Origin of the sequence: Ideonella oryzae (genome assembly GCF_024055665.1) — a bacterium.
Taxonomy (GTDB): Bacteria; Pseudomonadota; Gammaproteobacteria; order Burkholderiales; family Burkholderiaceae_C; genus Ideonella; species Ideonella oryzae.
In genome coordinates, this window is the sequence record NZ_JAMXMC010000006.1 from 171,518 (window position 1) to 197,361 (window position 25,844).

Annotated in this window: 29 protein-coding genes; 5 read left to right on the forward strand and 24 right to left on the reverse strand. The window is 72.0% G+C overall.

The annotated features are described in order from the left end of the window. The first annotated feature begins 4 nt into the window (after positions 1-4). On the forward strand, positions 5-1,777 hold the full coding sequence (locus M0L44_RS11585; RefSeq protein WP_252769866.1) for a PTS fructose transporter subunit IIBC: 1,773 nt from the start codon (positions 5-7) through the stop codon (positions 1,775-1,777). Between the two features lie 24 nt (positions 1,778-1,801). Here the strand turns inward: M0L44_RS11585 and M0L44_RS11590 are convergent, their stop codons facing one another. The 5 genes from M0L44_RS11590 to M0L44_RS11610 form a co-directional block, all read right to left on the reverse strand. Beyond that, positions 1,802-2,242: a carboxymuconolactone decarboxylase family protein gene (locus tag M0L44_RS11590; RefSeq protein WP_252769867.1), complete on the reverse strand. Its 441-nt coding sequence runs from the start codon at positions 2,240-2,242 to the stop codon at positions 1,802-1,804. Beyond that, positions 2,208-2,624, reverse strand: a complete 417-nt coding sequence (locus M0L44_RS11595) for a MerR family transcriptional regulator (protein ID WP_252769868.1) — start codon at positions 2,622-2,624, stop codon at positions 2,208-2,210. The genes M0L44_RS11590 and M0L44_RS11595 overlap by 35 nt, the downstream gene beginning before the upstream one ends. Positions 2,625-2,742: 118 nt before the next feature. Next, entirely contained in the window at positions 2,743-3,612 is an 870-nt protein-coding gene (locus M0L44_RS11600; RefSeq protein ID WP_252769869.1) for an ABC transporter permease, read from the reverse strand. Further along, positions 3,609-4,436 carry an ABC transporter ATP-binding protein gene (locus M0L44_RS11605; RefSeq protein WP_252769870.1) on the reverse strand — a complete coding sequence of 276 codons (828 nt, stop codon included), beginning with the start codon at positions 4,434-4,436 and terminating at the stop codon, positions 3,609-3,611. The genes M0L44_RS11600 and M0L44_RS11605 overlap by 4 nt, the downstream gene beginning before the upstream one ends. Next, entirely contained in the window at positions 4,433-5,446 is a 1,014-nt protein-coding gene (locus M0L44_RS11610) for an ABC transporter substrate-binding protein (protein WP_252769871.1), read from the reverse strand. Before M0L44_RS11610 ends, M0L44_RS11605 begins: the two co-directional genes overlap by 4 nt. 195 nt (positions 5,447-5,641) lie before the next feature. Here M0L44_RS11610 and M0L44_RS11615 point away from each other — a divergent pair, with 195 nt between their 5' ends. Both M0L44_RS11615 and M0L44_RS11620 read left to right on the forward strand, forming a co-directional pair. Beyond that, the gene (locus M0L44_RS11615; RefSeq protein ID WP_252769872.1) at positions 5,642-6,316 is read left to right on the forward strand and encodes a response regulator transcription factor; all 675 of its coding nucleotides are present in this window, start codon (positions 5,642-5,644) and stop codon (positions 6,314-6,316) included. Positions 6,317-6,321: 5 nt separating this feature from the next. Next, entirely contained in the window at positions 6,322-7,758 is a 1,437-nt protein-coding gene (locus M0L44_RS11620; protein WP_252769873.1) for a sensor histidine kinase, read from the forward strand. A gap of 3 nt (positions 7,759-7,761) precedes the next feature. On the opposite strand, the gene M0L44_RS11625 is transcribed toward M0L44_RS11620, so the two are convergent. Next, complete coding sequence (locus M0L44_RS11625) at positions 7,762-8,712, reverse strand: LysR family transcriptional regulator (protein ID WP_252769874.1); 951 nt, start codon at positions 8,710-8,712, stop codon at positions 7,762-7,764. 123 nt (positions 8,713-8,835) lie between these two features. On the opposite strand from M0L44_RS11625, the gene M0L44_RS11630 reads away from it, so the two are divergent. Both M0L44_RS11630 and M0L44_RS11635 read left to right on the forward strand, forming a co-directional pair. Next, a complete protein-coding gene (locus tag M0L44_RS11630; RefSeq protein WP_252769875.1) occupies positions 8,836-10,059 on the forward strand; it encodes an MFS transporter in 1,224 nt (407 codons plus the stop codon). Between the two features lie 73 nt (positions 10,060-10,132). After that, positions 10,133-12,313, forward strand: a complete 2,181-nt coding sequence (locus tag M0L44_RS11635) for a prolyl oligopeptidase family serine peptidase (protein ID WP_252769876.1) — start codon at positions 10,133-10,135, stop codon at positions 12,311-12,313. 13 nt (positions 12,314-12,326) lie between these two features. Here the strand turns inward: M0L44_RS11635 and M0L44_RS11640 are convergent, their stop codons facing one another. The 18 genes from M0L44_RS11640 to M0L44_RS11730 form a co-directional block, all read right to left on the reverse strand. Continuing rightward, positions 12,327-13,682 carry a GGDEF domain-containing protein gene (locus M0L44_RS11640; RefSeq protein ID WP_252769877.1) on the reverse strand — a complete coding sequence of 452 codons (1,356 nt, stop codon included), beginning with the start codon at positions 13,680-13,682 and terminating at the stop codon, positions 12,327-12,329. A gap of 72 nt (positions 13,683-13,754) precedes the next feature. After that, on the reverse strand, positions 13,755-14,012 hold the full coding sequence (locus M0L44_RS11645; RefSeq protein ID WP_252769878.1) for a DUF3297 family protein: 258 nt from the start codon (positions 14,010-14,012) through the stop codon (positions 13,755-13,757). A gap of 42 nt (positions 14,013-14,054) precedes the next feature. Beyond that, positions 14,055-14,765 (reverse strand): YebC/PmpR family DNA-binding transcriptional regulator, encoded by a 711-nt coding sequence (locus M0L44_RS11650; protein WP_252769879.1) that lies wholly within the window; start codon positions 14,763-14,765, stop codon positions 14,055-14,057. A 163-nt stretch (positions 14,766-14,928) separates the two neighbouring features. Further along, positions 14,929-16,617: an AAA family ATPase gene (locus M0L44_RS11655; RefSeq protein ID WP_290429051.1), complete on the reverse strand. Its 1,689-nt coding sequence runs from the start codon at positions 16,615-16,617 to the stop codon at positions 14,929-14,931. Beyond that, on the reverse strand, positions 16,614-18,251 hold the full coding sequence (locus tag M0L44_RS11665) for a flavin monoamine oxidase family protein (RefSeq protein ID WP_252769880.1): 1,638 nt from the start codon (positions 18,249-18,251) through the stop codon (positions 16,614-16,616). The genes M0L44_RS11655 and M0L44_RS11665 overlap by 4 nt, the downstream gene beginning before the upstream one ends. Before the next feature lie 42 nt (positions 18,252-18,293). Further along, positions 18,294-18,602, reverse strand: coding sequence for a 2Fe-2S iron-sulfur cluster-binding protein (locus M0L44_RS11670; protein ID WP_252769881.1), 309 nt, complete (start codon positions 18,600-18,602; stop codon positions 18,294-18,296). 35 nt (positions 18,603-18,637) lie between these two features. Beyond that, positions 18,638-19,483: an SIR2 family NAD-dependent protein deacylase gene (locus M0L44_RS11675; RefSeq protein ID WP_252769882.1), complete on the reverse strand. Its 846-nt coding sequence runs from the start codon at positions 19,481-19,483 to the stop codon at positions 18,638-18,640. 25 nt (positions 19,484-19,508) lie between these two features. Continuing rightward, the gene (locus M0L44_RS11680) at positions 19,509-20,657 is read right to left on the reverse strand and encodes a DegT/DnrJ/EryC1/StrS family aminotransferase (protein WP_252770043.1); all 1,149 of its coding nucleotides are present in this window, start codon (positions 20,655-20,657) and stop codon (positions 19,509-19,511) included. Positions 20,658-20,820: 163 nt separating this feature from the next. Beyond that, the gene (locus M0L44_RS11685; protein WP_252769883.1) at positions 20,821-21,102 is read right to left on the reverse strand and encodes a hypothetical protein; all 282 of its coding nucleotides are present in this window, start codon (positions 21,100-21,102) and stop codon (positions 20,821-20,823) included. An 11-nt stretch (positions 21,103-21,113) separates the two neighbouring features. After that, on the reverse strand, positions 21,114-21,326 hold the full coding sequence (gene nifT / locus M0L44_RS11690) for a putative nitrogen fixation protein NifT (protein ID WP_026096808.1): 213 nt from the start codon (positions 21,324-21,326) through the stop codon (positions 21,114-21,116). A 32-nt stretch (positions 21,327-21,358) separates the two neighbouring features. Further along, the gene (locus tag M0L44_RS11695; protein WP_252769884.1) at positions 21,359-22,531 is read right to left on the reverse strand and encodes a cysteine desulfurase family protein; all 1,173 of its coding nucleotides are present in this window, start codon (positions 22,529-22,531) and stop codon (positions 21,359-21,361) included. An 18-nt stretch (positions 22,532-22,549) separates the two neighbouring features. Next, positions 22,550-22,966 (reverse strand): DUF3024 domain-containing protein, encoded by a 417-nt coding sequence (locus M0L44_RS11700; RefSeq protein WP_252769885.1) that lies wholly within the window; start codon positions 22,964-22,966, stop codon positions 22,550-22,552. After that, positions 22,966-23,253, reverse strand: a complete 288-nt coding sequence (locus M0L44_RS11705) for a nitrogen fixation protein NifZ (RefSeq protein ID WP_252769886.1) — start codon at positions 23,251-23,253, stop codon at positions 22,966-22,968. The genes M0L44_RS11700 and M0L44_RS11705 overlap by 1 nt, the downstream gene beginning before the upstream one ends. A gap of 34 nt (positions 23,254-23,287) precedes the next feature. After that, entirely contained in the window at positions 23,288-23,623 is a 336-nt protein-coding gene (locus M0L44_RS11710; RefSeq protein WP_252769887.1) for a nitrogen fixation protein NifZ, read from the reverse strand. Continuing rightward, the gene (locus M0L44_RS11715; RefSeq protein ID WP_252769888.1) at positions 23,604-24,443 is read right to left on the reverse strand and encodes a 4Fe4S-binding leucine-rich repeat protein; all 840 of its coding nucleotides are present in this window, start codon (positions 24,441-24,443) and stop codon (positions 23,604-23,606) included. Before M0L44_RS11715 ends, M0L44_RS11710 begins: the two co-directional genes overlap by 20 nt. 12 nt (positions 24,444-24,455) lie before the next feature. Next, the gene (locus M0L44_RS11720) at positions 24,456-25,070 is read right to left on the reverse strand and encodes a hypothetical protein (RefSeq protein WP_252769889.1); all 615 of its coding nucleotides are present in this window, start codon (positions 25,068-25,070) and stop codon (positions 24,456-24,458) included. A 35-nt stretch (positions 25,071-25,105) separates the two neighbouring features. Then, positions 25,106-25,486 (reverse strand): HesB/IscA family protein, encoded by a 381-nt coding sequence (locus M0L44_RS11725; protein ID WP_252769890.1) that lies wholly within the window; start codon positions 25,484-25,486, stop codon positions 25,106-25,108. A gap of 126 nt (positions 25,487-25,612) precedes the next feature. Beyond that, a complete protein-coding gene (locus M0L44_RS11730; RefSeq protein WP_252769891.1) occupies positions 25,613-25,807 on the reverse strand; it encodes a 4Fe-4S binding protein in 195 nt (64 codons plus the stop codon). Positions 25,808-25,844 lie beyond the last annotated feature (37 nt).

Sequence of the window (25,844 nt, forward strand, 5' to 3'; positions counted from 1 at the left end):
ACGCATGGCCCAACTCATTGCCATCGCGGCCAGCCAGGCAGGCCCGGCCCACAGCTTCATCACCGGCGAGGCCCTGCGGGCCGCGGCCGAGCGCCTGGGCCATCGCCTGGCCCTGTGGGTCAAGAGCCCGCTGGGCGACCAGGGCGGCTGGAGCGAGACCGAGCTGGCCCAGGCCCAGGCCTGCATCCTGGCCTCGGACCTGGACCTGGACAGCCCCGCCCCCACGCATGCCCCGGTGCTGCGCATCGACCCCACCGAGGTGCTGGCCGATGCCGAAGGCGCGGTGCGCCGCGCCCTGCAGCTGGCCGGCGCCCTGCCCCCGGGTGCTGCGCCCGCAGCACCCGCCGCCGCCCCGGTGGCCGCCGCGCCCACCGCGCCGCTGCGCATCGTGGCCATCACCTCCTGCCCCACCGGCGTGGCCCACACCTTCATGGCCGCCGAGGCGCTGGAACAGGGCGCCAAGGCCCTGGGTCACCGCATCCAGGTGGAGACCCAGGGCTCGGTGGGCGCGCAAAACGCGCTGAGCCCCCAGGCCATCGCCGAGGCCGATCTGGTCATCATCGCGGCCGACACCCAGGTGCAGCGCGAGCGCTTTGCCGGCAAGCGCCTGTACGTCACCAGCACCAAGGCCGCGATCCACGACGCGGGCGCGGTCTTCGCCCAGGCCGCGCGCGAGGCCACGCCGTGGTCCGGCGCGGGCCCTGCGGCGGCCACATCGTCCAGCCCGGCCGCGGCCCCGGCCGCCGGCCGCAGCGGCGCCTACAAGCACCTGATGACCGGCGTGTCCTTCATGCTGCCCTTCGTGGTGGCGGGCGGCCTGCTGATCGCCCTGGCCTTCGCGCTGGGCGGCATCTACGTGTACGACGACGCCCACAAGGGCACGCTGGGCTGGGTGCTGTTCCAGGTCGGCGCCAAGGCGGGCTTCGCGCTGATGCTGCCGGCCCTGGGCGGCTACATCGCCTACTCCATCGCCGACCGGCCGGGCATCGCCCCGGGCATGATCGGCGGCCTGCTGGCCGGCACGGTGGGCGCGGGCTTTCTGGGGGCCATCGCCGCGGGCTTCATCGGCGGCTACAGCGTGCAGGCGCTCAACCGCCACCTGCGCCTGCCCAAGGGGCTGGAGGGTCTCAAGCCGGTGCTGCTGCTGCCCCTGCTGGGCGCGGCCATCACCGGCGTGCTGATGCTGATGGTCATCGGCGAGCCCATGGCCGCGGTGATGGCGGCGCTGACTGCCTGGCTCAAGGGCCTGCAGACGGGCAGCGCGGTGCTGCTGGGCCTGGTGCTGGGCGGCATGATGGCGGTGGACATGGGCGGCCCGGTCAACAAGGCGGCCTATGTCTTCTCGACCACGCTGATCGGCTCGGGCGTGACCGAACCGATGGCCGCGGCCATGGCCGGCGGCATGACGCCGCCGCTGGGCATCGCCCTGGCCTGCTGGCTGTTCCGCAGCCGCTTCCTGGCCGAGGAGCGCGAAGCCGCGAAGGCCACCGCGGTGCTGGGCCTGGCCTTCATCTCCGAAGGCGCCATCCCCTACGTGGCGCGGGACCCGCTGCGCGTCATCCCGCCCTGCGTGCTGGGCTCGGCGGTGGCCGGCGGCCTGAGCATGTTCTGGCACATCGGCCTGCAGGCCCCGCACGGCGGCGTGTTCGTGCTGGCCATTCCCAACGCGGTCAACCATGTGCTGCTGTACGCCGCCGCCATCGCGGCCGGCACGGTCGTCACCGCGCTGGGCCTGGGCCTGATCAAGCGCGAGGTGGCCGCCCCCAAGGTGGCCTGACGGCGGCCTGAAGCCGCCTGCCGTTCAGGCCGGCGCGGCTTCGCCATGCGCCGGGGTCTGCGCCTCGGCCTGGGCAAAGACCTGGCGGGCCACCGCCAGGCCGTTGAGCGCCGCCGGGAAGCCGGCGTAGACGGCCATCTGCATGATGAGCTCGACGATCTCCTCGCGCCGCACACCCACGTTGAGCGCCGCGCGGATGTGCACCGCCAGCTGCGGCGCGACCGTGCCCATCGCGGTCAGCGCCGCCACCGTGCCGATCTCGCGGGCCCGCAGGTCCAGCCCCGGGCGGCTGTAGATGTCGCCGAAGGGGAACTCGATCAGGTGGCGGGCGAAATCCGGCGCGATGTCGGCCAGGCTGGCCACCACGGCCTCGCCGGCCGCGCCGTCGATCTCCTTCAGGCGGGCCAGGCCGCGTGCGTAGCGGCTGTCCTCAGCGGGCACGGCGGGGGCGTTTGTTGGCGGCATGGGGTTCTCCTTCCTTGGGTTGGCACAGGGTGTCGTAATGGGCGATCTTGGTCTGCAGCGACCGGGCGGCCTGCTGCAATTCACGGATGTGGGCCTGCACGCCGGCCAGATGGGCCTGCAGCAGATCGCGCCGTGCGGCGGCAGTGGCGTCGCCCTGGCTGCGCAGGGCGGCGAAGTGCAGCATGTCGCGGATGGGCATGCCAGTGGCGCGCAGGCGCTGCACAAAGGCCAGCCAGTCCAGGTCGGCCGCGCGGTAGCGGCGCTGGCCGCCGGCGGCGCGGGCCACCGGCGCCAGCGGGCCGATGCGCTCGTAGTAGCGCAGGGTGTCAGCACTCAGGCCGGTGCGGGCAACCACCTGCGCGATGGTGAGAAGCGAGTCCATGGCCGGCATTCTGGAAGTTGGAGCGCACTCCAGGTCAAGCGCTTTGTGCCGGCCCGCCGCGGCCCCATGAAAAAAGGGCCCCGAGGGGCCCCTGTGGACGGTGGATGCCAGCGCGGTGTCAGAACGCCGCCGGCCGCCACTTGAGCAGGCGCTTCTCCAGCGAGGTGAGCAGGAAGTCGGCCAAGAGGGCCACCACCGCCAGCACGATCATCGCGGCGAACACGCCGCTGGCGTTGAAGGCGCCCTGGGCGGTCGAGATCAGCAGGCCGATGCCTTCCTTGGCGCCCAGGAATTCGCCCACCACCGCGCCCACCAGGGCGAAGCCGAAGCTGGTGTGCAGGCTGGCCAGGATCCAGGACATGGCCGAGGGGATGACCACCGCGGTGGTCAGCTGGCGCGGCGAGGCCCCGAGGATCTGCGCGTTGGCGATCAGGTACTTGTCGGCTTCGCGCACGCCCTGGAAGGCGTTGCCGAAGACGACGAAGAAGACCATCACCACCGCCAGCGCCACCTTGGAGGCCATGCCCAGGCCCAGGGCGATGACGAAGACCGAACCCAGCACCACGCGGGGGATGGAGTTGGCGATCTGGATGTAGAGGCTGAAGATGTCAGACAGCAGCTTGTTGCGGCCCAGCAGGATGCCGCAGAACACGCCGGCCACCGAGCCGATCAGGAAGCCCAGCACCGTCTCTTCCAGCGTGACGGCCACCTGGCGCCACAGCGAGCCCTGCGAGGTGCCGTCGCGCACCCATTCGACGATCTGGTCCCAGATCATCGTGGGCATGGAATAGAAGAAGGGGTCGATCCACTTCAGGCGGGCGGCCACTTCCCAGCCGCCCAGCGCCACCACCAGCACCGCCACGCGCAGGCCGATGATGAGCCAGCGGCGCTGGCGGATGCGGGCCTGTGCGACCTCGGATTCACGGGCCAGGGCCTCGTCGCTCAGGGCCGCGGGCAGGGCGGCCGTCAGGGGGGTTGCGGCATTCATTGGATCACCACCTCTTCGCGCAGGTCGTCCCAGATGCGCTTGGACAGTTCGACGAAATGCGGGTCATAGCGGACCTGCGACATGACCCGCGGGCGCGGCAGGTCGATGGTGTAGACGCGCTTGAGCGTGGCCGGGCGGGCCGAGAGCACGAAGACGCGGTCGGCCAGGGCGATGGCCTCCTCCAGGTCGTGGGTGACGAAGACCACCGAGCTGCCGCTGGCCGACCAGAGCTGCAGCAGCTCGTCCTGCATCAGGGTGCGGGTCTGCATGTCCAGGGCCGAGAAGGGCTCGTCCATCAGCAGGATCTCGGGCTGGTTGACGAAGGTCTGCGCCAGCGCCACGCGCTTGCGCATGCCGCCCGAGAGCTGGTGCGGGAAATGCCCGCCGAACTTGCCCAGACCCACACGGCCGATCCAGTCCCGGGCGCGGGTGTAGGCCTCGTCCTTGGACGCGCCGCGGAACAGCGGGCCGGCGGCCACGTTGTCCAGCACATTGCGCCAGGGAAAGACCGCGTCGGCCTGGAAGACGAAGCCGATGCGCGGGTCGATGCCGCCCACCGCCTGGCCCATGATGCGCACCTCGCCCACGGTGGGCTTGAGCAGGCCGGTGATCATGTTCAGCGTGGTGGACTTGCCGCAGCCGGTGGGCCCGACGATGGCGACGAACTCGCCACGGGCCACCGCCATCGAGAAGTCGCGCAGGGCCACGGTGGCGTGGCCGTCGGCCGAGATGTAGCGCAGCGAGACGCCGCGGAACTCGATGGCCGGCGCGCTGCCGGCGGCGATGGCCGGGGAGGCCACGCGGTCCAGGGTGGCGGTGCTCATTTGGCGGCGTCCAGGAAGGCGTTGGTGTAGGTCTTGGACAGGTCGATGTTCTTGCTCTTGACCAGGGGCTTGTAGCTGGCCAGCACCTTCAGCACCGTCTCCGGGCCGCCGGCGGGCATGCGGGCGTCGGTGGTGTACATCGGCAGCGAGGCCTTCAGCGCGCTCACGTACAGGGCCTTGTCGCCACCCTGGTAGTCCTTGGGCATCTTCTCGGCGATGTCCTCTGCGCTGTGGGTGTGGATCCAGGCCATGGTGCGGGCGAAGGCGTGGGCCAGCTTGGTGGCCTCGGCCTTGTGGCTGTCGGCCCAGGCGTTCTGCACGTACAGGCTGGCCGCGGGGTAGAGGCCGCCCAGCGCGGCCTTGCTGCCCTCTTCGGTGCGCAGGTCCACCAGCACCTTGGCCTCGCCGGTCTTGAGCAGTTCGGAGACGGTGGGCTCGGTGGTCATGCCGGCCTGGATGCGGTCCTGCTTGATGGCGGCGATGAAGGTGTTGCCCGCGCCCACCGGCAGCAGGGTGTAGTCCTTGGAGGCCACGCCCTGGCGGTCGGCCAGGTAGCGGGTGAGGAAGTCGGTGGAGGAGCCCAGGCCGGTCACGCCCAGGGTCTTGCCCTTGGCGTCGGCCATGCTCTTGAAGCTGGGCGCCGCCTTGGTGGAGACCAGCTCGACCTCGCCGGGCACCTTGCAGAAGACGGCGATGGCTTCGAGCTCCTTGCCCTTGCTCTGCAGGTCGATGGTGTGGTCGTAGAAGCCCACCACGGCCTGCACCGCGCCGGCGATGAGCTGGTTCTCGGCGTCCACGCCGGCGGGCTGCGACTGCAGCTCCACCGTCAGGCCTTCGTCCTTGAAGTAGCCCAGGGCTTCGGTGAGCTTGGCCGGCAGGTAGATGATCTTGTTGATGCCGCCCACCATGATGGTGATGGGCTCGGCGGCCTGGGCGCCGGCCAGCGGCGCGAACGCGCAGGCCGCGACAGCGGCGGCGGACAGCAGGGAACGGACAGGACGAAGGGCCATGAGGTGTCTCCAGAGGGTGTGTCGGATGGCGCCCTGTGCCGGGAGCCTGGGGACCACTGTAGGCAGGGCCGTCTTTCGGCCGGGTTTCATGGCGCGCGCCGAACCCTAGTGAGAAACCCGTAACCCCCAAGCAAGCCAAGGACTTGGGCCCGCGCCGGTGCATCATGGCGGCCCCCTGCTACCGTGCGCGCGGTCATGAAGCTGCTGCTGATCGAAGACAACACCGAGCTCTCGCACTGGCTGGCCAGCCTGCTGCGCCAGCAGGACTTCATCGTCGACACGGTGGCCGACGGCCAGGCCGCCGACCACCTGCTGCAGGCCCACCACTACGACCTGGCCATCCTGGACCTGAACCTGCCGGGCCTGTCGGGCAAGGGCGTGCTGCGCCGGCTGCGCGAGCGCCAGAGCGCGCTGCCGGTCATCGTGCTGACCGCCTCGGCCGCGCTGGACCAGAAGGTGGTGTGCCTGGAGATCGGCGCCGACGACTACCTGGTCAAGCCCATCGAGGTGCCCGAGCTGGTGGCCCGCATCAAGGCCCTGATCCGGCGCCTGGTGCCGGGCAAGGCCAACGACATCGTCTGCGGCGACCTGGCCTACGACCTGCCCACCCGCCAGTTCACGCTGGCCGGCCAGGCCCTGACCCTGCCGCCGCGCGAACGCTCGCTGCTGGAGGCCCTGGTGCTGCAACTGGGCCGCACCGTCAGCAAGCAGGCCCTGCACGACAGCATCTTCGCCCAGGAGGACGAGGCCGGCACCGACGCGGTGGACCTCTACGTGCACCGGCTGCGGCGCCGGCTGGAAGGGCACCGGGCGGCCATCATCACGCTGCGCGGCGTGGGCTACCTGCTGCGCACGCGCGAGGAGGAATGAGGCCCATGCCCGCCCCGGCCGCCGCCCCCAGCCTGCGGCTGCGCCTGCTGGCCTGGCTGCTGTTGCCGCTGTCGCTGTGCGTGGCCGGCTGCGCCTGGCTGGCCTGGCAGGGGGTGGCCACGGTGGCCGACTATGTGCAGGACCACGACCTGCTGGCCTCGGCCAAGGTGCTGTCGGACCGGCTGATCTGGGAAGACAACGACGTGGCCGCCAGCGTGCCGCCCTCGGCCCTGAGTCTGTTCGCCTCGGACGAGCGCGACCGCGTCTACATCAGCGTGACCGACACCGAGGGCAACCTGCTGGCCGGCTCGCCGGGCTTTCCGCTGCCCCGGCCGCGGCATCTGACGGGCACCGACCGGGCCCAGTGGTACGACGCCTCCTTCGACGGCCAGACCCTGCGCGCGGTGGTGACCGAGCGCGCCATGTACGAGGCCGGCAGCGGCCGGGCCATCACCATCGCGGTGGGCAAGACCACCCGCAGCCGCGACCACATGGCGCTGCGCCTGTGGTGGCCGACGGTGGCCTTCCTGCTGGTCACGCTGGCCCTGGCGGCGGCCTTCGTCAGCTTCGGCCTGCGGCGCGAGCTGCGGCCGCTGGTGCGCCTGGCCCGCCAGCTGGAAACCCGCGACGCGCTGCGCGCCGACATCGCGGTGGATGCGCGCCGCCTGCACCGCGAGCTGCGGCCGGTGGCCGACACCATCAACGCCTTCGCGCGGCAGATCCGCCGCCACATCGACGCCCAGCGCCGTTTCATCGCCGACGCCGCCCACCAACTGCGCACGCCGCTGGCCATGCAGGCCTCGCAGATCGCCTACGCCCGCCATCGCCGCGCCCACCGCGCCCCCGGCGAGCTGCTGCGCGAGGACATGGACGCGATGTGGCGCGAGATGCAGGCCAGCAACCGGCGCCTGGTGGCGGTGACCAACAAGCTGCTGCTGCTGGCCCAGGCCGAGCACCAGGACGCCGCCACCCAGCGCGAGACGGTGGACCTGGGCGCGGCTGCGCTGCGGGTGGTGGAGGAACTGGCCGCGCTGGCCGAGCGTCGGCAGATCGACCTGGGCTTCGAGGCCCCATCGCAGCCGGTGCCGGTGCAGGCCCAGCCGGCCCTGCTGGATGCGCTGCTGTCCAACCTGGTGGACAACGCGCTGCGCTACAGCCCCGAGGGCGGCCACGTCACCATCACGGTGGGCCGCGAAGGTGCGCAGGGCCTGTTCACGGTGGACGACGACGGCCCGGGCATCCCGCCCGAGGCGCGCGAGCGGGTGTTCGAGCGCTTCTACCGCCTGGCCGGCGACACCGAGGGCACCGGCCTGGGCCTGGCCATCGTGCGCGAGATCGCCACCGCCTGGGGCGCCGAGGTGGTGCTGGACCGCCCGCCGGGCGCGGACAGCGGGCTGCGCGCGCAAGTGCGGTTTGCGCCTTGCGCCCCTGACAGCGCCTGAACATCAGACCGACAGCGGCGGCCGGCTGGGCGGGCGCACGCCGGGCACCTGGGGCAGGTAGTCGCGCATCAGCGCGATGAAGGCCCGCAGCCGCGCCGGCGGAAAGCGCCCGGGCGGATGCACCAGCGAGATGGGCAGGGCCGGCGCCGTCCAGTCCGGCGCCAGCTGCACCAGGCGGCCGGCGGCCAGGTCGTCGGCCACCGCCCAGGTGGAGGCGATGCCCGCCCCCAGCCCGCCGCGCACGGCATTGCACAGGGCGTAGAGGTGGTCGGTGGACAGGCGCGGGCGGATCGCGAAGCGCACCGCCTGGCCCCGCCCGGCGTGCATCAGCGCCACCTCGTCGCGGTAGAAGGTGTTCAGGGCCAGCCAGGGCAGGCGGGCGAGCTCGGCGGGCGTCTGCGGCAGCGGGCCCTCGCCCCACAACCCCGGCGCGGCCACCACGATGCGCGGCAGCTCGGCCAGGCGGATGGCCACCAGGCCCGGGTCCTCCACCTGGCCGATGCGCACCGCGCAGTCGATGCCCTCGGCGATGAAGTCCGGCAGGCGATCGTGCAGCAGCCATTCCACCGTGACGGCCGGGTGCTGCTGCAGAAAGCCCACCAGCGGCGGCACCAGCTGCTGCTGGCCGAAGACCGAGGGCACCAGCACCCGCAGGTGGCCGCGCGGCGCGTCCTGCACGCCGCGCAGGTCGGCTTCGATGGCGTCCCAGCGTTCGAGCAGGCCCTTGGCATGCTCGAAGCAGCGCTCGCCATCGCCGGTGAGCTTCATCGCGTGGGTGGAGCGCTGCAGCAGGCGCAGGCCCAGCTGGCGCTCGAGCTGCTGCAGCCGCCGGCTGACGGTGGGCTGGGTGGTGCCCAGCTGCTGGGCCGCGGCCGAGAGGCTGCCCGCCTCGACGATGCGCACGAAGGTCTGCAGCAGGTCCAGGCGGTCGGCACCGGCGGGGGCTTGTTTCATACGCTCAGCGTATAGCAAATCTGCAATTCAGCCCACTACCGCATTTTTCATGCATGGTGAGAATTCAACCCATCGCGCCGCCCCGTGCGACGCCCGCCCCCCACCTCCTGCCCGGAACACCCCATGTCCTCCACCACCTCCCCCCTGGCCTCGGCGGCCCCCCGCCCCGAGCACCCGCCCCTGCCCACCTCGCTGGTGCTGCTGATGGCCACCGGCACCGGTCTGGCCGTCGCCTCCATCTACTACAGCCAGCCGCTGCTGGGCCGCCTGGGCGAGAGCCTGCACGCCAGCACCGGCACCATGGGCCTGGTGCCCACGCTGACCCAGCTGGGTTATGCGCTGGGCATCCTGCTGCTGGCCCCGCTGGGCGACCGCCACGACCGCCGCAGCCTGATCACGTTGAAGGCCGCCGGCCTGGCCCTGGCCCTGCTGGCCTGCGGCCTGGCCCCGGGCGTGGGCATGCTGCTGGCCGCCAGCCTGGTGGTGGGCGTGATGGCCACCATGGCGCAGGACATCGTGCCGGCCGCCGCCAGCCTGGCGCCCGAGGCGCACCGCGGCCGCATCGTCGGCACGGTGATGACCGGCCTGCTGCTGGGCATCCTGCTGTCGCGGGTGGCCAGCGGCCTGGTGGCCCAGCAGTTCGGCTGGCGCGCCGTCTACGGCCTGGCGGCGGTGGGCGTGGCCGCCATCGGCGTGGCCAGCTGGCGTGGCCTGCCCCACCTGGCGCCCACCACCACGCTGGGCTATGGCGCGCTGATGCGCTCGCTGACCCAGCTGTGGCAGCGCCACCCGGCCCTGCGCCGCGCGGCCTGGGCCCAGGGCCTGCTGTCGGTGGGCTTCAGCGCCTTCTGGTCCACGCTGGCGGTCATGCTGTTCCAGCGCTACCAGATGGGCAGCGCCACGGCCGGCGCCTTTGGTCTGGCCGGTGCCGCAGGCGCCCTGGCCGCGCCGCTGGCCGGCCGCCTGGCCGACCGCCGCAGCCCCGGCTGGGTGACCCGCCTGGGCACCGGCCTGACCGCCCTGTCCTTTGCCGCCATGGCGCTGGAACTGTGGCTGCCCGCCCCGGCCTGGCTGCCGCTGCTGGTGCTGGCCACCATCGGCTTCGATTTCGGCGTGCAGGCCACGCTGGTGGCCCACCAGACGTTGATCTACAGCCTGGAGCCGGCCGCCCGCAGCCGCCTGAATGCGGTGCTGCTGACTGCCATGTTCATCGGCATGGCCGCCGGCTCGGCCCTGGGCAGCCAGGCCCTGGCGCACGGTGGCTGGCTGGCGGTGGTGGGCCTGGCCACCGCGGCGTCCACCGCGGCCTGGGCGGTGCGCATGGCCACCCCGGTGGGCCGGCACTGAAGCGCGGCTGGGCAAGCGGCCGGTCGTAACATCGGTCGCTTCCCAGTTGCCACTCCGCTTGCGGACAACTCCCATGCCTCTGAAGACCTTTGCGCTGCGCCCGCTGATCGCGGCCGGCGCCGTGGCCTGTGGCCTGATCGCCCCCACCTGGGCCCAGACCCCGCCGCCCGCCCCCAGCCAGCCTGTGACCGAGACCCTGCACGGCGTGACGCTGGTGGACCCCTACCGCAACCTCGAGACCCGTTCGCCCGAGACCCTGGCGTGGATGCGGGCCCAGGCGGCCTACGCCAGCCAGACGCTGGACGCCATCCCGGTGCGCCAGCCGCTGCTGCAGCGCATCGAGCAGCTGGCCCGGACCACCGGCGACGCGGTGGGCCCGGTGCTGCGCATGCCCGGTGAGCGCTACTACTACCTGCAGCGCAAGGCGGGCGAGAACCAGTTCAAGCTGGTGCTGCGCAGCGGCCTGGGTGGCGCCGAACAGGTGCTGGTGGACCCGCAGGCCCTGGCCCGGGCGGCCGGCGGCACGCCCCACGCCATCAACTACTTCATGCCGTCCTGGGACGGCCGCTACGTGGCCTACGGCATCTCGGTGGGCGGCTCGGAGAACGCCACGCTCTACGTGCTGGACACCACCACCGGACACACCGTGGGCGAGCCCATCCCGCGCGTGGTGGAGGAAGGCGTGAGCTGGATGCCGGACAACCAGCGCTTTGCCTACAACCAGCTGCGCGAGCTGCCACCCGGCACGCCGGACACCGAGACCTACCTGGACAGCACGGTCTTCCTGCAGACGGTGGGCCAGAAGGCGGCCCAGGCGCGGCCGCTGTTCGGCCCGACCGTCAACCGCGACCTGAAGCTGGACCGGCTGGACGTGGCGCAGGTGATCTTCAGCCCCGACAGCGGCTACATGGTGGCCCGCACCACCGACACCACATCGCCCGAGGGCAAGCTGTTCGCGGCGCCGCTGGCCGCGCTGTCGGCCCCGGCCATCGACTGGCAGCGCATCGCCGGGCCGGAAGACAAGATCACCGACATCGCCCTGCGCGGCAACGAGCTGGTGGTGCGCACCTACCAGGGCGCGCCGCGCGGCAAGTTGCTGGCCGTCCCGCTGGACAACCAGGCCCAGGCCCAGGCCCGCACCCTGGTGCCCGAGCCCGCCACCGGTGTGCTCGAGGGCTTCGAGCTGGAGAAGGACGCGGTGCTGACCGAAGAGCGCAGCAGCTTCACGCTGCGCGCGGTGCGCTACGACGCCCAGGGCCGGCACGACATCGCTCCGGCCGTGCCCGGCAGCACGCTGATCAACGGCAACCCGGCCCACCTGGGCGGCGACACGCTGGTGGGCACCTCGTCCTGGACGGCGCCGCAGCGCCTGCTGCAGGTGGATGCCCACGGCGGCACCCGTGACACCGGCCTGCGCAACCAGCAGGCGCCGGCCAGCGTGCCGGAGATCGTGGCCGAGGAGGTCATGGTCCCCAGCCACGACGGGGTGATGGTGCCGCTGGCCATCCTGCACCGAAAGGACCTGAAGAAGGACGGCCAGGCCCCGACGCTGCTGATCGGCTACGGCGCCTACGGCCTGAGCGAGGAGGCCCACTTCCTGCCGCGCAACTTCGCCTGGTTCGAGCGCGGCGGCGTGATCGCCATTGCGAATGTGCGTGGCAGCGGCGCCTTCGGCGACCCCTGGCACCGCGCCGGCTTCAAGGCCACCAAGCCCAACACCTGGAAGGACGGCATCGCCGCGGCGAAGTACCTGGTTGCCCAGGGTTACACCCACCCGAAGCGCCTGGGCATCTGGGGCACCAGCGCGGGCGGCATCTTCGTGGGCCGCGCGGTGACCGAGGCACCCGACCTGTTCGCCGCCGCCATCTTCGACGTGGGCAGCCTGGACACGGTGCGCTCGGAGAACTCCGCCAATGGCGTGACCAACATCTCCGAGTTCGGCACGGTGCAGGACCCGGAGGACTTCAAGTCCCTGCTGGCGATGAGCACCTACCAGCACATCGAGAAGGGCGTGGCCTACCCGGCGGTGCTGCTGATCCACGGCATGAACGACCCGCGGGTGGACACCTGGGAGAGCGCCAAGACGGCCGCCAAGCTGCAGGTCAGCACGAGCAGTGGCAAGCCGGTGCTGCTGCGCCTGGACGAGCAGGCCGGCCACGGCATCGGCAGCACGGCCCAGCAGGCCTACACCAAGCAGGCCGACCTGATGGCCTTCCTGCTCTGGCAGTTCGGCCTGGCCGGCAGTCAGCCCTGAAGACGGCCTCGGCTCAGGGCCGTGCGCCCTTGGCCGAGTACATCGCCTGGTCGGCGGCGCTCAGCAGCTGACCCTCTTCCTCGCCGTCGGCGGGAAAGTCCGCCAGCCCCAGGCTGGGCTGGATGGCCAGCACCCGGCCATCCACCTCGAAGGGCGGTGCAAAGGCCTGGCGGATCTTGTCCGCCGCGGCCCGGTTGCCGGCCAGCCCCTTGGGGGACTCCAGCAGCACGACGAACTCATCGCCGCCCACCCGGGCCACCGTGTCGCTGGCCCGCAGCTGGGCCTTGAGCCGGTCGGCGAAGGCCTGCAGCAGGTGGTCGCCCACCAGGTGGCCATGGGTGTCGTTGACTTCCTTGAAGCGGTCCAGATCCAGGTAGAGCACCGAGAGAAAGCTCTCGCCGCGCCGGGCCCGGGCCATGGCCAGGCTCAGCCGGTCCCGCAGCAGGGCCCGGTTGGGCAGGCCGGTCAGCGCATCGTGGTGGGACAGGTGACGCAAGCGGCCATAGAGCTGCAGGCGCTCGATGGCGGTGGCCAGCTGGGTGCAGATGTACTGCAGCAGCGCCAGGTCCTGTTCGCTGCAGCCGGCTTCGTCGCCGTAGCTCTTGAGCACCAGGGCGCCGATGACGCCGCTGGGTGTGGACAGCGGCACGCCGACGCGGCACTGCAGCTCGGGATCGACCCAGGCGTCGGCCTCGGGGTCCACGCCGCGGCGCACCATGCGCACCTCGCCTCGCTGGATCACCTCGTGGCAGAAAGCGCTCAGGTTGGCCCAACGCTCCGGGCTGACGGGCCCGCGCCGGTCGGCCCAGTAGGGAAAGGACAGCGGCCGGCCCGCCTCGTCGTGCAGGGCCACGGCCAGGTTGTGGCCCTGCATCAGGGCGGCGATGCTCTGGTGAACCTCCTGGCACAGCATGCCCAGGTCCTGCACGCGGTGCACCGCCTCGGAAATGGCATAGGTGGCGGCCTGGATCTGCTCGGCCCGCTTGCGCTCGGTGATGTCGCGCGCCACCGCCACCCGCAAGCCGGCCTCGGGCAGCCAGCGGGCCGACCACAGCAGGTGCACCACCTGACCGTCCTTGCGCAGGTAGCGGTTCTCGAAATTGAGGTGGGCCTGGCCGGCCATCACCCGCTGGGCCGCCTGCAGGGTGCGCTCCCGGTCCTCGGGCAGCACCAGGTCGATCATGCGGCGGCCGATCAACTCCTGCGGCGTGTAGCCAAAGATCTGCAAACCGGCAGCGCTGACGTGCACGAACCGCCCCTGCTCGTCCACCATGCAGACGGCATCGAGCAGCAGGTCAAACGCGGGAGCCAGGGCCGGTGCAAAGGCCGATGCCAATGACCCGGCGAGGGGTACGGTCTTCTCGGACATGGGTGCAGAGCCTGAGGTGCACCGAGTGTAGACAGGCCCGGCCACCCTGTGGCCCAAGAAAAGCGCGAGGTTTCAGAGGTAGTAGGCCTGGACCTCGCCCTTGAGCTTGATGAGCAGCGGCTGGCCCTTGCGGTCGACCTTGTTGCCCACGGGCACCTTGATCCAGCCCTCGCTGACGCAGTACTCGGCCACGTCGCGGCGCTCGTTGCCGTTGAAGCGGATGCCGATGTCGTGCTCGAACACCTGGGCGTTGAAGAAGGGGCTCTTGGCGTCGGTGGACAGGTGGTCGGGCAGCTCGGGGCGGTCGGTGGTGGGCGTGGCGTCGGTCATGAGGCGGTGCGTGGTGAGGTCAAAAAGGGGAAAGTGGCGGGCTCAGCCCTGCAGGCCGACGTACACGTTTTGCACGTCTTCGTTGTCGTCGAGGGCCGCCAGGAAGGCTTCCACCTCCTCCAGCTGCTCGGCGCTCAGGCTGGCCGGGTCGACGGGGTTCTTGGGCTTGTAGCCCAGTTTGGCGGACAGCACCGTGAACCCCTGCGCCGGCAGAGCTCGGCTGACCAGATCCAGGTCGGCCGGATCGGTCAGGAACAGGGTGGCGCCATCGTCGCCGGGCTCCAGGTCCTGGGCCCCGGCCTCGATGGCCGCCATCTCCGGGTCGGCGCCCGGACTGGCGGGCTCGGCCTCGATCATGCCCAGGTGGTCAAAATCCCAGGACACGGAGCCGGAGGTGCCCAGCTGGCCCTTGCGGAACAGCACCCGCATGTCGGAGGCGGCCCGGTTCACGTTGTCGGTCAGACACTCCACCATCACCGGCACACGGTGCGGGGCGAAGCCCTCGTAGACAGCGTGCTCGAAGTGCACCGCCTCGCCGGTCAGCCCGGCGCCCTTCTTGATCGCGCGCTCCAACGTGTCCTTGGGCATGGAGACCTTGCGGGCCTGCTCCACCACCAGGCGCAGCCGGGCGTTGGCCGCCGGATCGGCGCCGTTGCGCGCCGCGATCATGATGTCCTTGGCGAGTTTGCCGAACAGCCGGCCCTTGGCGTTGGCAGCCAGGTCCTTGTGTTTTGCCTTCCATTGCGCACCCATGTTGGAGCTTCCCTCGCGTTGCCGTGAACCATGGGCCGCTGGCGGGATGCGGGCGAATGGCGAAGAACGCGCCCGCGGGGACACAGTCCCAGCCAGCGCGAAGAGGCGGCAATTTTAGAGGACAGGCGCACGCGCGGGCGCCCCCCACCAGGCCCCGAGGGGCTCAGCCCCCCGGCTCGAAGCCGCGGAAGACCGCGCAGCGTTCGAACAGCTCGCGCGAGGGCGCCACCTGCTTGTGGTGGCAGTAGGTGGTCACCAGCTTGGCCAGGCCCTTGATGTCACGTCCGCTGGCCTGGGCATAGTGGCGGGCCAGCCAGTCGATCTGCGCGGCGTCCAGCGCCAGGCCGAACTGGCCGGCCATCACGCGCCAGATGCGGGCCCGCGCCGCCTCGTCGGGCGCCTGGTAGCGGATCAGCGCGATGCAGCGGCTGACGATGGCCTCGTCGATGTCGTCGATGCGGTTGGTGGTCAGGAACAGCAGGCCGTTGAAGTACTCCAGAACCCGCAGGAAGACGCCGACCACGGCATTCATCGCCAGGTTGTCGTCGCGCCGCTTGATGTAGACGTCGGCCTCGTCGATCAGCATCACCGCGCCCCAGCGCTGGGCGCGCGTGAGGGCCTCCTTCAGCGCGGTCTCCATGGTCGCCACGTTCAGGCCCAGCTGGCCCGAGTGCACGCGGTAGAGCGGCCGGCCGATGATCTCAGCGTAGACCTCGGCGGTCAGGGTCTTGCCCACGCCGGGTGGGCCGGCGCACAGCACCGTGGTGCCGCCGCTCTTGCCAGCCACGATGTCGTCCATCAGCACGTCCATCTCGGCGGTCAGGATGTCGATCAGGTCGGTCTGCTCGGGCGGCAGCACCAGCCGGGTCTTCAGCTCGGGCTGGTAGACGTAGAGGCTCAGGTCGTCCACATGCACCCACAGGTGCTGGTGCAGTTCCAGGTGGAACAGGAACAGAAAGCCCTGCACCGGCAGCTGGGTGAACAGGCCCTCGGGCTGGGCGGCCCGCTCGGCCTGCACCTCGTCCTCGGCGGCGTAGCGGTTGCTCTTGGCGGCCTTGCGCAGATAGGGCCCCAGGATGTCGCCGGTGCTGTCCAGCGTGGCGCTGCGGGGCGGCAGGATGCCCTCGTCGTTGACCAGGCGCGCGGGCTGGCCCGAGGCCGAGAGCACCACCTGGTCCTTGCGGGTCCAGTCGGTGTCGCGGTGGGTGGCGCTGGGGTCCTCGGCCACGAAGCCGATGCCCTGGCCGCAGAACTGCGCGCCGTAGCGGCCACGCCAGTCGATGTAGCGCTCGGCCATGGCATCGTAGGCCGCCAGCAGGGCCGGCGTCTCCTTCAGCAGGCCCTTGGCCGCCAGGATCTCGGCCACCGTATGGCCGGGCAGATCGGCCTCGACGATGCGCACCGTGGTGCTGACAATGCCGGCACGCAGCAGCGCCTTGAGTTCGATGAGCACCTTGCCCATTTCCTCGTTGGAGCCCGAGACATAGTCCAGCCGCGTGACCACCCAGGCCGCCGCCCGTCCGTTGGGCGCGGTGGCGAACAGCCAGCCGCGCCGGGCGTCCTGGATGAGGTAGCGCGCCAGGGCCGGCAGCAGTTGCTCCAGCTCGTCTTCCTCGCCGAAACGCGGGCCATCGTCGCGCAGCGCGGCCAGCAGGCCGGCCAGCTGGCGGTGGCGGCCCACGGCCCCCTCGACCTCGTAGAGGTTGCCCAGGAAGTCCAGTTCGGCCAGGTGCAGCTGCTGCCAGGGCAGCTCCAGCCGGTGGGTGTAGCGCAGCTGGTCCTGCAGGCCCGACAGGCGCGGAAAGGCCTGGGCCAGGGCCTGGACCTGGGCCCGTTCCAGGGCGAGCTTCATGCGGCCCCCGTGGCGGCGTCCGCCTTGCGCAGCAGGCGGTCGTTGGCGGCCAGGGCGAAGGCCTGCCAGACGGCCGCCAGGTCGCGCCGGATGGTGGCCAGGTACTCGCGCGAGGGCTGGTGCTCGAAGGGGAAGTTCGACAGCGCGCAGGAGCTGCTGTTGAAGTGCACCGCCTCGACCAGCAGCGCATCGGCCAGGCCCTGAAAGGGGGCCAGCACCTGCGGGGTCAGGGCCGCCCGGCCGGCGTCCGCGGGCGCATCGGCCCGCAGCGGCAGGGTGTCCAGGCGCTGCAGGGCGTCGGCGTAGAGCGACTCCAGCGCCTCCACCAGCGCGCGCTGGGTGAGCTGGGCGTCCTGTTGGCGCGACAGGGCCTGGTGCAGGCGCTGGCGGTAGCGCTGCACCGCCTGGCCGCGCTGCTCGGCCACCCAGTCGCCGAACAGGCGCAGTTGGGCGTCGTTGGCGGCCTCGGGCGGGCGGGCCGCTTGCAGCGGTTGCTGCAGCAGGTGGCGCAGCCGGGCCGCCGCGCCCAGCGCGCCTTCCAGGTAGCCGGTGCCGCGCTGGGCCGTCTCGGCCCCGCCGAACAGCAGCCGGCCGTCCCACTGCGGCAGTTGCAGCGTGTCGGTGGCGGCGCCCGGTCCGGGGTGGGCGGCCTGGCCCTCGCTGGCGTGGTCCAGCGGGCTGCAGGTGAAGGGCTCCTCGGCCCAGTCCTGCCAGTGCAGGTCGCCATCGCGCGCGGCCTCGCCGAAGAGCATGGCCATCTGGCTTTCCACCAGCAGCGGCATGCTGCGGGCGAAGGCCGGGCGCTGCGCGGCCGGCAGCGCGCTGAAACCGGCCAGCGCGGCGCCGGCCGGCCCGCTGGCGTCGAAGACCTCGGCCAGCACCGCCTGGGCATGGGTGACCCAGGCGTTGCCGCTGTGGCCCTCGGCCCGCCAGAAGGCATCGGGGTAGGCCACGGCCGCCTTGGCGGCGGTGGCCATCCAGGTGGGCTGGGCCTGCAGGGCCTCGTCCACCGCGGCGGGCAGGGCTGGCTCGAAGCGCAAGCCGGCCTGGGCCACGCGCGGCGGCAGGGCCAGCACGACGCGGCGGGCCCGCACCGTGTGTTCCTGCCCGCCCAGGCGCAGGGACAGGCGCACGTGGTCGCCCGCGTCGGTCACGGCCAGCAGGGTCTGGCCCAGGTGCAACCGGGTCAGCGGCAAGGGCCGGGCCAGGGCCGCCACCAGGGCCCCCATGCCGCCGGCCAGGCGACGCGCGCCGCCGTGCAGGCTGCCCTGCCCGGGCGGGGCCGGCAGGGTGGCGTCCCCGTCCTGCGCGGTGGCGCTGGCCACGGCCACCGTGGCCGGGGGCTCGGTGGCCTGGTCCAGCAGCAGCACCTGGCCGTCGTCGGCCTGGGCCACCGTCTCCAGGCCCAGGTCGGCCACCAGCCGCGCCATCGAGGGCTGGTGGTCGGGCCAGTACCAGGTGGGCCCCAGGTCCAGGGGCTGGCCCTGGGCGCCGGTGGCGGTCAGCACCCGGCCGCCCAGGCGCTCGCGCCCCTCGAACAGCGCCCAGTCCAGGCGGCGGGCCTGCAGGCTGTGCGCCAGCGCCAGCCCACACACGCCGCCACCGACGATGGCCACGTCCAGCATCTTGTCCATGGGGCCTCCTGCGGACCGGGTGGATGGGGACAGAAGCCTGGGTCAGAAGCCCGAGAGCGCGCCCAGCAGCTCCACGGTCACCGGCTCGGTGCCGAGGATGCTGACCTGGCAGGCCAGGCGCGACTTGCTGCCCACGCCCACCAGGGTGTCGAGCTTGGCGTTCTCTTCGGAGGTCATCTTGGAAACGCCCTTGCGTCCTTCCTTGATGAACACATGGCAGGCGCCGCAACTGGCCTTGCCGCCGCACTTGCTCACCAGCTTCTCGCCGGCGGCCAGCAGGGTCTGCAGCAGATTGGCACCTTCGCTCACGTCCACGGTGGCACCGGAAGGCAGGATGGTCAGGGTGGTCATGGTCTTCTCCTCTTGAGGTCAGGGTGAAAGTGGGCTCAGGCCGCGACGGCCACGCCCCGGGTGAGCTGCGCGGCCACCTCGGCCAGCGGCAGCGCGATGCGGGTGACGCCCTGCTCCTCGAGGAAGCGGGCCTCCATGCGGGTGGGCGCATCGGGCAGCACCGCGTAGTGCGGGCCGCCGGAGCGCTTCATGATCTGGCGGGCGAAGGTGCGCGGCAGCTGGTCGTTGAAGCGGCAGCCCAGGAAGACGAAGCCCAGGCTGGCGCGGCGGGCCTGCACCACCGGCGGGATGGGCGTCTGGATGTCGATCTCGGTCAGCACCTCGACGTGGTCCGAGTCGGACACCAGGTAGTTGCTGGCCGGCAGGTGGCCGCCCCAGGGCTTGTAGAACACGGTGGTCACGTCCACCGGCTCCTCGGTCAGCGGCTGGCCATCGGCGCCGTACCAACCGAACCAGGTGCCGAAGTGCTCGCTCTGCGACAGGCCCTGCACCTCGGCCCAGTCGCTGCGGCCGCTCAGCGCGCCGCGCATCGTGTCGTCGTACCAGGCGTCGACGATCAGCGGTGTCTTCAGGCTGGCGACCCAGCGGTGCAGCGGGCTGGGCGCCGGCAGCGCGGCATAGGCCAGGTCCATGCCGCTGACCAGGGTCTTGCGGTGCTTGAAGTTCTCGATGAACTGCGCGGCCTGGGTCAGGCGGTTCTTGATCTTGCCGGGCACGCTGTTGCGGGTGGTCAGCACCGTCGCCAGGGCCAGCGGGTCGCCCGGCACCGGCAGCTCGGCACACAGGCCCAGCATGCCGGGGCCCAGATAGGGCGAGAGTGATCCTGTGCGCAGGCCGGCAGCGACGTCGTCGGGCAGGTGGTCCAGGGTGGTGAAGGTCATGGGCGTCTCCCGTGAAGGCAACAGGTCAGTAGATGGGCACGCCGGCACCGATGTTGGTGGCGATGTCCTTGAGGGCGCCGACGATGAAGCGCACCGCGTCCTCGTCGAGCAGGGCGTGGAACGGCAGGGCCAGGGCGCGGTCGCCGATGCGCTCGGCCAGCGGCAGATCCCCCCGCTTCCAGCCTTGCTGCTGGTAGAAGAACTGCTGGTGCAGCGGCTTGCAGAAGGGCGCCGCCTCGATGTGCTCGCGGTTCAGGTCGTCGACGATCTGCTTGCGCGCACTGGCGGTGAAGCGGGTGCCCAGGTGCACCTGCCAGACCATCCAGTGCACCTCGTCCACGTCGTCGGCGATGTAGGGCGGCTTGATGCCCTCGAAGCTGTTCATCAGGTCGCGGTAGAGGGCCTCGACGACCTTGCGGTGCGCCAGCAGCTCGTCGATGCGGGCCAGCTGGCCCACGCCCATCGCGGCGGTCAGCTCGCTGATGCCGGCCTGCAGCGGCACCCGCGCCCCCACCGACAGCGAGTTGCGGTCCTTGATGGAGCGCTGACGCAGGTAGCGCAGCTCGATGGCCAGGCGTTCGTCGTCGGTGACGACCATGGCGCCGTCGCCACAGGCCAGCGCGCTGGGCTGGGAGAAGTCGAACACGGCCAGGTCGCCGAAGCTGCCGACCTTGCGGCCCTGGTAGCGCGAGCCCAGGGCCTCGGTGGAGTCCTCGATCAGGGCGATGCCGTGGCGGTCGGCCAGCGCGCGCAGCGGGCCCCAGGCCGCCGGGTGGCCGTTGACATTGCCGGCCAGGATGGCCTTGGTGCGCGGCGTGATGCGGGCCTCGGCCCGCACCGGGTCCAGGCAACCGGTCCAGTAGTGGATGTCGGAGAACACCAGCGTGGCACCGGCCAGGCTCACCGCCTGCGCCACCTGGTGCCAGCCGTGGGGCGAGGCGATGACCTCGTCGCCCGGGCCGATGCCCAGGGCCCGCAGCGCCAGCCAGGTGCCCAGGGTGCCGCTGGCCACCGACACCGCGTGGGCCCGGCCCAGCCAGCGGGCGAAGCTCTGCTCGAAGCGCTCGACCATGGGGCCGGCCGTCAGGCGCGAGCCGGACATGGCCGTCTCCACCAGCTTGAGCTCCAGCTCGGACAGGTCGGGATCGGACAGCACGATCCAGTCGTCCCCCAGCAGGTCGTCGCTCTCGGGCCGCTCGTCGGCCACCAGACCGTCCGCGCCGATGGCGGCGAAGGGGTCGCTGCCCTCGGCATTGCCGCCGGGCACCGGGGTGACGTGGGCTTCGGGGTCCAGGGTGGCGGGGCTGTTCATGGCGGCGGCTTTCGTGGAGAGGGGTTCAGGCCTTGTCGGCCAGATAGAAGCCGGACAGCGCCGACAGCTCCGTGCTGACCTGCCAGCAGTGGCCGTCGCTGACGGCGCCCCACAGCAGGCGGCGCTGGCCCACGGCGGCCGGCGTCTCGCCGCGCATGTCGAAGGCATCGACCACGATCACCCGCAGCGGGGCGAAGCGCTCGCGCAGCAGCAGGGCGGCCTCGCGCACGGTGTTGGCGCTGTCGGCCAGGGCAATGGCCTCGGACAGCGAGGCGGCGCGGGGGCTCACGTCGGCGGTGGCGTTCATGGCGGGCCCCTTCAGTCGCCGGAGAGGCGGCGGGCCTCGACGGTGATCGGCAGGCTGGTGCCCTCGGGCATCTCCGGCAGGGCCAGCACCCAGTCGTTGGCCAGGGTCACGGTGCCGCCCCAGAGATCGGGCTTCTCGTGCGAGACGATGGGCTCCTCCAGGTCCTTCTTGGCCACGTAGGCGGACAGGATGCCAGCGGCGCTTCGGCGGATCATGACTTTCATGGGAACTCCTGGGGATGGGTCAAAAGATTCGGTCAGGCCGGCGTGGCCAATGCAGGGGTGATCGGGTGGTCCTCGCGCAGCAGCGGCAGCACGCTCTCGCGCACCGCCGCCAAGGCCTGGGCGATGTCATCGGCCGTGGTGTCGCGCCCCAGCGAGAAGCGGACCTCGGCCTTGGCCTGCACCGGCGTGAGGCCCATGGCCAGCATCACATGCGAAGGCTGGGTGCTGCCGGCGCCACAGGCCGCGCCGCTGCTGGCCCGCACGCCGACGCGTTCCAGCTTGCCCAGCACCTGCTCGGCATCGCGTTCGCCAAAGCGCACGCAGACGGTGTTGGCGATGCGCGGCGCGCCCTGCCCCAGCAGCACGACGGCGGGGTGCAGGGCCAGCAGGCCCTGTTCCAGCGTCTGGCGCAGGGCGCTCATGCGGCTCAGGTCCTCGTTCAAGGTGGTGGAAATCGCGTCCGCCGCCGCGGCAAAGCCGGCGATGCCCGGCCCGTTCTCGGTGCCGCCACGGCGCTTGCGCTCCTGCTTGCCCTCTATCAGCGCCGGCCAGGCCAGGCCCTTGCGCACGACCAGGGCCCCCACGCCCTGCGGGCCGTGCAGCTTGTGGGCCGCGCAGGACCAGAGGTCGGCGCCGCTGGACTCGAAGCGCAGCGTGGACTTGCCCACCGCCTGGGTCGCATCCACATGGAAGGGCACCTCGTGCGCCCGGGCCAGGGCCGAGAGCTCGGCCAGCGGATGGCAGACGCCGGTCTCGTTGTTGGCCGCCATCACGCTGAGCAGGGCCACGTCCGGCCCGATCAGCCGGGCGGCGGCGTCCAGGTCCAGCCGGCCCTGGCCATCCACCGGGATCAGGTCGACCGGCGTGCCCTCGCGCCGCAGGCGCTCGGCCAGGCCCAGCAGGCCCGCGTGCTCCACGGCCGACAGCAGCAGGCGGGTGCGGCCCAGCGCACGGCCACGGGCCAGCGCCCCCAGCACCGCCTGGTGGTTGGCCTCGGTGGCGCCGCTGGTGAACACCAGCTCGGCCGGCTGGCAGCCCAGCAGGGCCGCCACGCGGGCCCGGGCCTCGGCCTGCGCCCGGCGGGCGTCCTGGCCGGCGGCGTGCATCGAGGAGGGATTGGCCCAGCCGCTCTCCATGGCCCGCACCAGGGCCTGCACCACGGCCGGCAGCGGACGGGTGGTGGCGTTGTGGTCCAGGTCGATCATGGCGTGCCCTCTCCGGCCTCAGACCCAGTAGTCGCGCGCTTCGTCGCGCAGCAGGGTGTCCAGCGCGGCGGCCAGGGTGGGCGCGCGACGTTTGAGCACCCAGCAGCCGTGGACGTGGTCACGCGCATGCAGCAGCCAGGCGCCGGGCACGCCGCTGTCGGGCGTCTGCGTGGGCACCAGCCAGGCGATGTCGATCTCGCCGCCATCGCGGTCAATGTTGCGTGAGCAGTTGGGGCTGACCACCTTCCAGCCCAGGCCCTCGCGCAGCACGCGGGGGTGGACGTACTTGTAGCGGCTGCGCTGCTCCAGGGCGACCTCGATGCGCACCCGGTCCAGCACGAAGACCTGGCCAGCGACCAGGCTGCCGCTGTCGGCGGGCCGCGGGGGCTCGTCGGGTGAGCCCGGCGGGCGGCCGGAGCAGGAGGCGCTGGCCATCACGCCACCTCGTCCGCCGGGGCCGGGGCGCTGCGCGGGGCGCCGGGCACGTCCAGCTCGATCTCGTCCTCCAGCACGCCCAGCACCCGGCGCGGGCCGAACTCGACCAGGTAGACCGGTACATTGGCCTCGGCGTGCATGCCGACGTTGACGATCTCGCCGATGCCCCCGGCGGGCACCAGCAACTCGCCTTCGGCGGCCTCGGGGAAGCTGCCGTCGTTGACCAGGTCGATCACCGCGCGCACGCGTTGGCCCCAGTCGTACTTGGGTTGGGCGGGTTCCATCATGGTGAGACTCCTGTGAACGAGGGTGGGAGGACGGTCAGCGGAGGTCGGCCAACTGCCGGGCCTTCTCGCCCAGCTGCGCCAGCACCTCCTCGGGCAGGTGGTCCAGGGTGCAGAGCTCCTTGGCCCGCATGCCCACCTGGTGGCCCGAGCCGGTGAACTCCACCGCGTAGATGTAGAACTGCTGCAGGAAGGTGCCGATCGAGCGCACGTAGCCGATGTCGCCCTTGTTCACCAGCACCTCGCCGATGTCCTTGCCGGTGTAGGTGCCGTCGTTGCGGATGACGGTGCGGCTGAGCACCCGCTCGCCCATCTCGAAGCGGGGCGGCAGGGCGATCTCGATGGTGTCGTCGTCACGGGCGATGTCCGCCATGGGGCTCTCCTGCAGGCTGGGACAAGGGGGTGGGCTCGGCCAGGCGCTCCTGCGCCTGGGCGCGCACCTCGGGGTCGGCGTCTTCGGCCAGGCGCAACAGCCAGTCGCGCTGCTGGCGGGCGTCGGCGCGGTGAGCCACGGTCCAGCGCACCGCCCAGTCCGGGTCGGCCAGGAAGGCCGACAGCAGGGGCAGCGGCGCCCGCTCGGCCACCGTGCGGCGCACGCGGTCCGAGGCATCACCGGCCAGGCGCCACAGCGCGGGCATCTCCAGCCGCTCGGCCACCACACGGCGCACCTGCTCGTCGTCGTCGCTGGCCAGCAGCGGCAGCAGGGCCAGCGGCAGGCGGCGGGCCACCACGGTGCGGACCTCGTAGTCGGCGTCCTGGATCAGGCGGCTGAGCTCGGGCGTGTCGATGCGCTGGGCCACGCGGATGCGGACCTCGCGGTGCGGGTCGTCGCACATGGGCGAGAGCAGGCGCTGCGGCACGCGCAGGGCCACCTGCAGGCGCACCGTCTCGTCCGGGTCCTGGCGCAGCGGGCCGAGCTGAAAGATGTCGACATAGCGCGCGGCGATGGCCCGGACCTCGAAGTACGGGTGGTCCAGGTGCTGGCCGGCCAGGTCGCGGTGGGCGCGGAAGAAGCGGTCGATGCGGCGGGCGTAGGCGTCCTGCATGCAGCTGTGGCCGGGCTCGCAGCCGCCCTCGTCGCGCAGCGCCCGGTGCGGGCAGCGGCCGCAATCGACCGGCTGGCCCTGCCAGTCCCGCAGGGGGATGTCACCCGCGGGGGCACGGTGGACAGGGTGCAGGGCGGCGGCGTTCATGGCGGCGTCGCTTCAGGCCGGTGCCGAAGGGTGTGCCCCCGGAGGCCGGGGGGCCAGCCGGGCCCAGGCCGCGGCACCGAAGGCCGGCGGAACACTGGGAGCGTCCTCGTCCGGATCGTCCCCCACCAGCGCGCGCTGGCGCACCGCTTCCACCAGGGCGCCGCCCACCCGGTCGTCCGGGTCCAGGTGGCGCAGCAGGGCCAGGGCATCGCGCGCCTCGGTGTCGTCGCCCAGGCGCAGGCTCAGGTAGGCGTAGCCCTTGAGGGTGAAGAGGTAGAAGCGGGTCACCGGCTCATCGCGTGCGCCCACCAGCGGCAGGCGCGGCACATCCCGCCAGCAGGTGGGCAGACCCAGGGCGGCAGCACCAGCCACCAGGGCCCGGCGGGCCACGTCGCGGGCGGGGCTGAGGCGGTGGCCGTAGAAGTGGTGACGGTACAGCGCGATCAGCACCGCGGGGTGTTCCGGCGCCAGGGCCTGGGCCCGCATCAGGGCGCCCATGGCGCGCGGCGCGTCGCCGCGGTGCTCGCCGGCTTCGCGCAGGGCGGCTTCGGCCAACGGGGGCAGGCCCTGGCCCAGCACGGCGTCATCAAAGTCCACGCCCAGGGTGCCGGTGGTGGCGATGGTCATGGTGGACGCCTCGTGCGGGGGAGGAAGGGCGCGTCTCAGTGGCGCTTGAGCGAGTCCAGCGAGACCGTGGCCTGCGCCGGCTTGGCCGCATCGCCCGAGCTGGAGCAGGCGCAGGGCGCCGCCGCCGGGTTGAAGAAGCTCAGGCCGGAATGGGTCGGGCTTTCGCTGAAGTCCATCGTGACGCCGTCGAGCACCAGGCGGCTTTCGGCCGGCAGGAAGACCCGCACGTCGCCCACCATCAGCTCGGCGTCGCCGTCCATCGGCGCGGCCAGCACCGAGAACTCGGCGCTGTAGCCCGAGCAGCCGCCCGGCGTCACCAGCAGGCGCATGCCGCCGGCGGGGTGATCGGAGAAGCGCACCATGCGGCGGATGAACTTGGCCGCAGCGGGCGTGACAGTGACGTTGGGCAGGATCATGTTCAGCTCGTCATTCAAAAGACAGTCAAAGGCGGACCGCTTGGGCCAGCGCCGGGCCGCCCCAAGCGGCCCACGCACCCGCCCGGCGGGTGGTCCCGGGGTTCGCCCCGGGACCGGGTGCGCCAGTTATGCCGGCTTGATGCAGCCGTCCACCGGGCAGACCGAGATGCACTGGGGCGCGTCGAACTGGCCTTCGCACTCGGTGCACTTGGCCGGGTCGATGATGAAGGTGCCGCCCTTCTCACGGATGGCGACGTTGGGGCACTCGGGCTCGCAGGCGGAGCAGCCGGTGCAGGTGGAGGCGATGATCTTCAGGGCCATGATGGGACTCCTTGGCTGGGGGCTGGGGAAAGGGCGG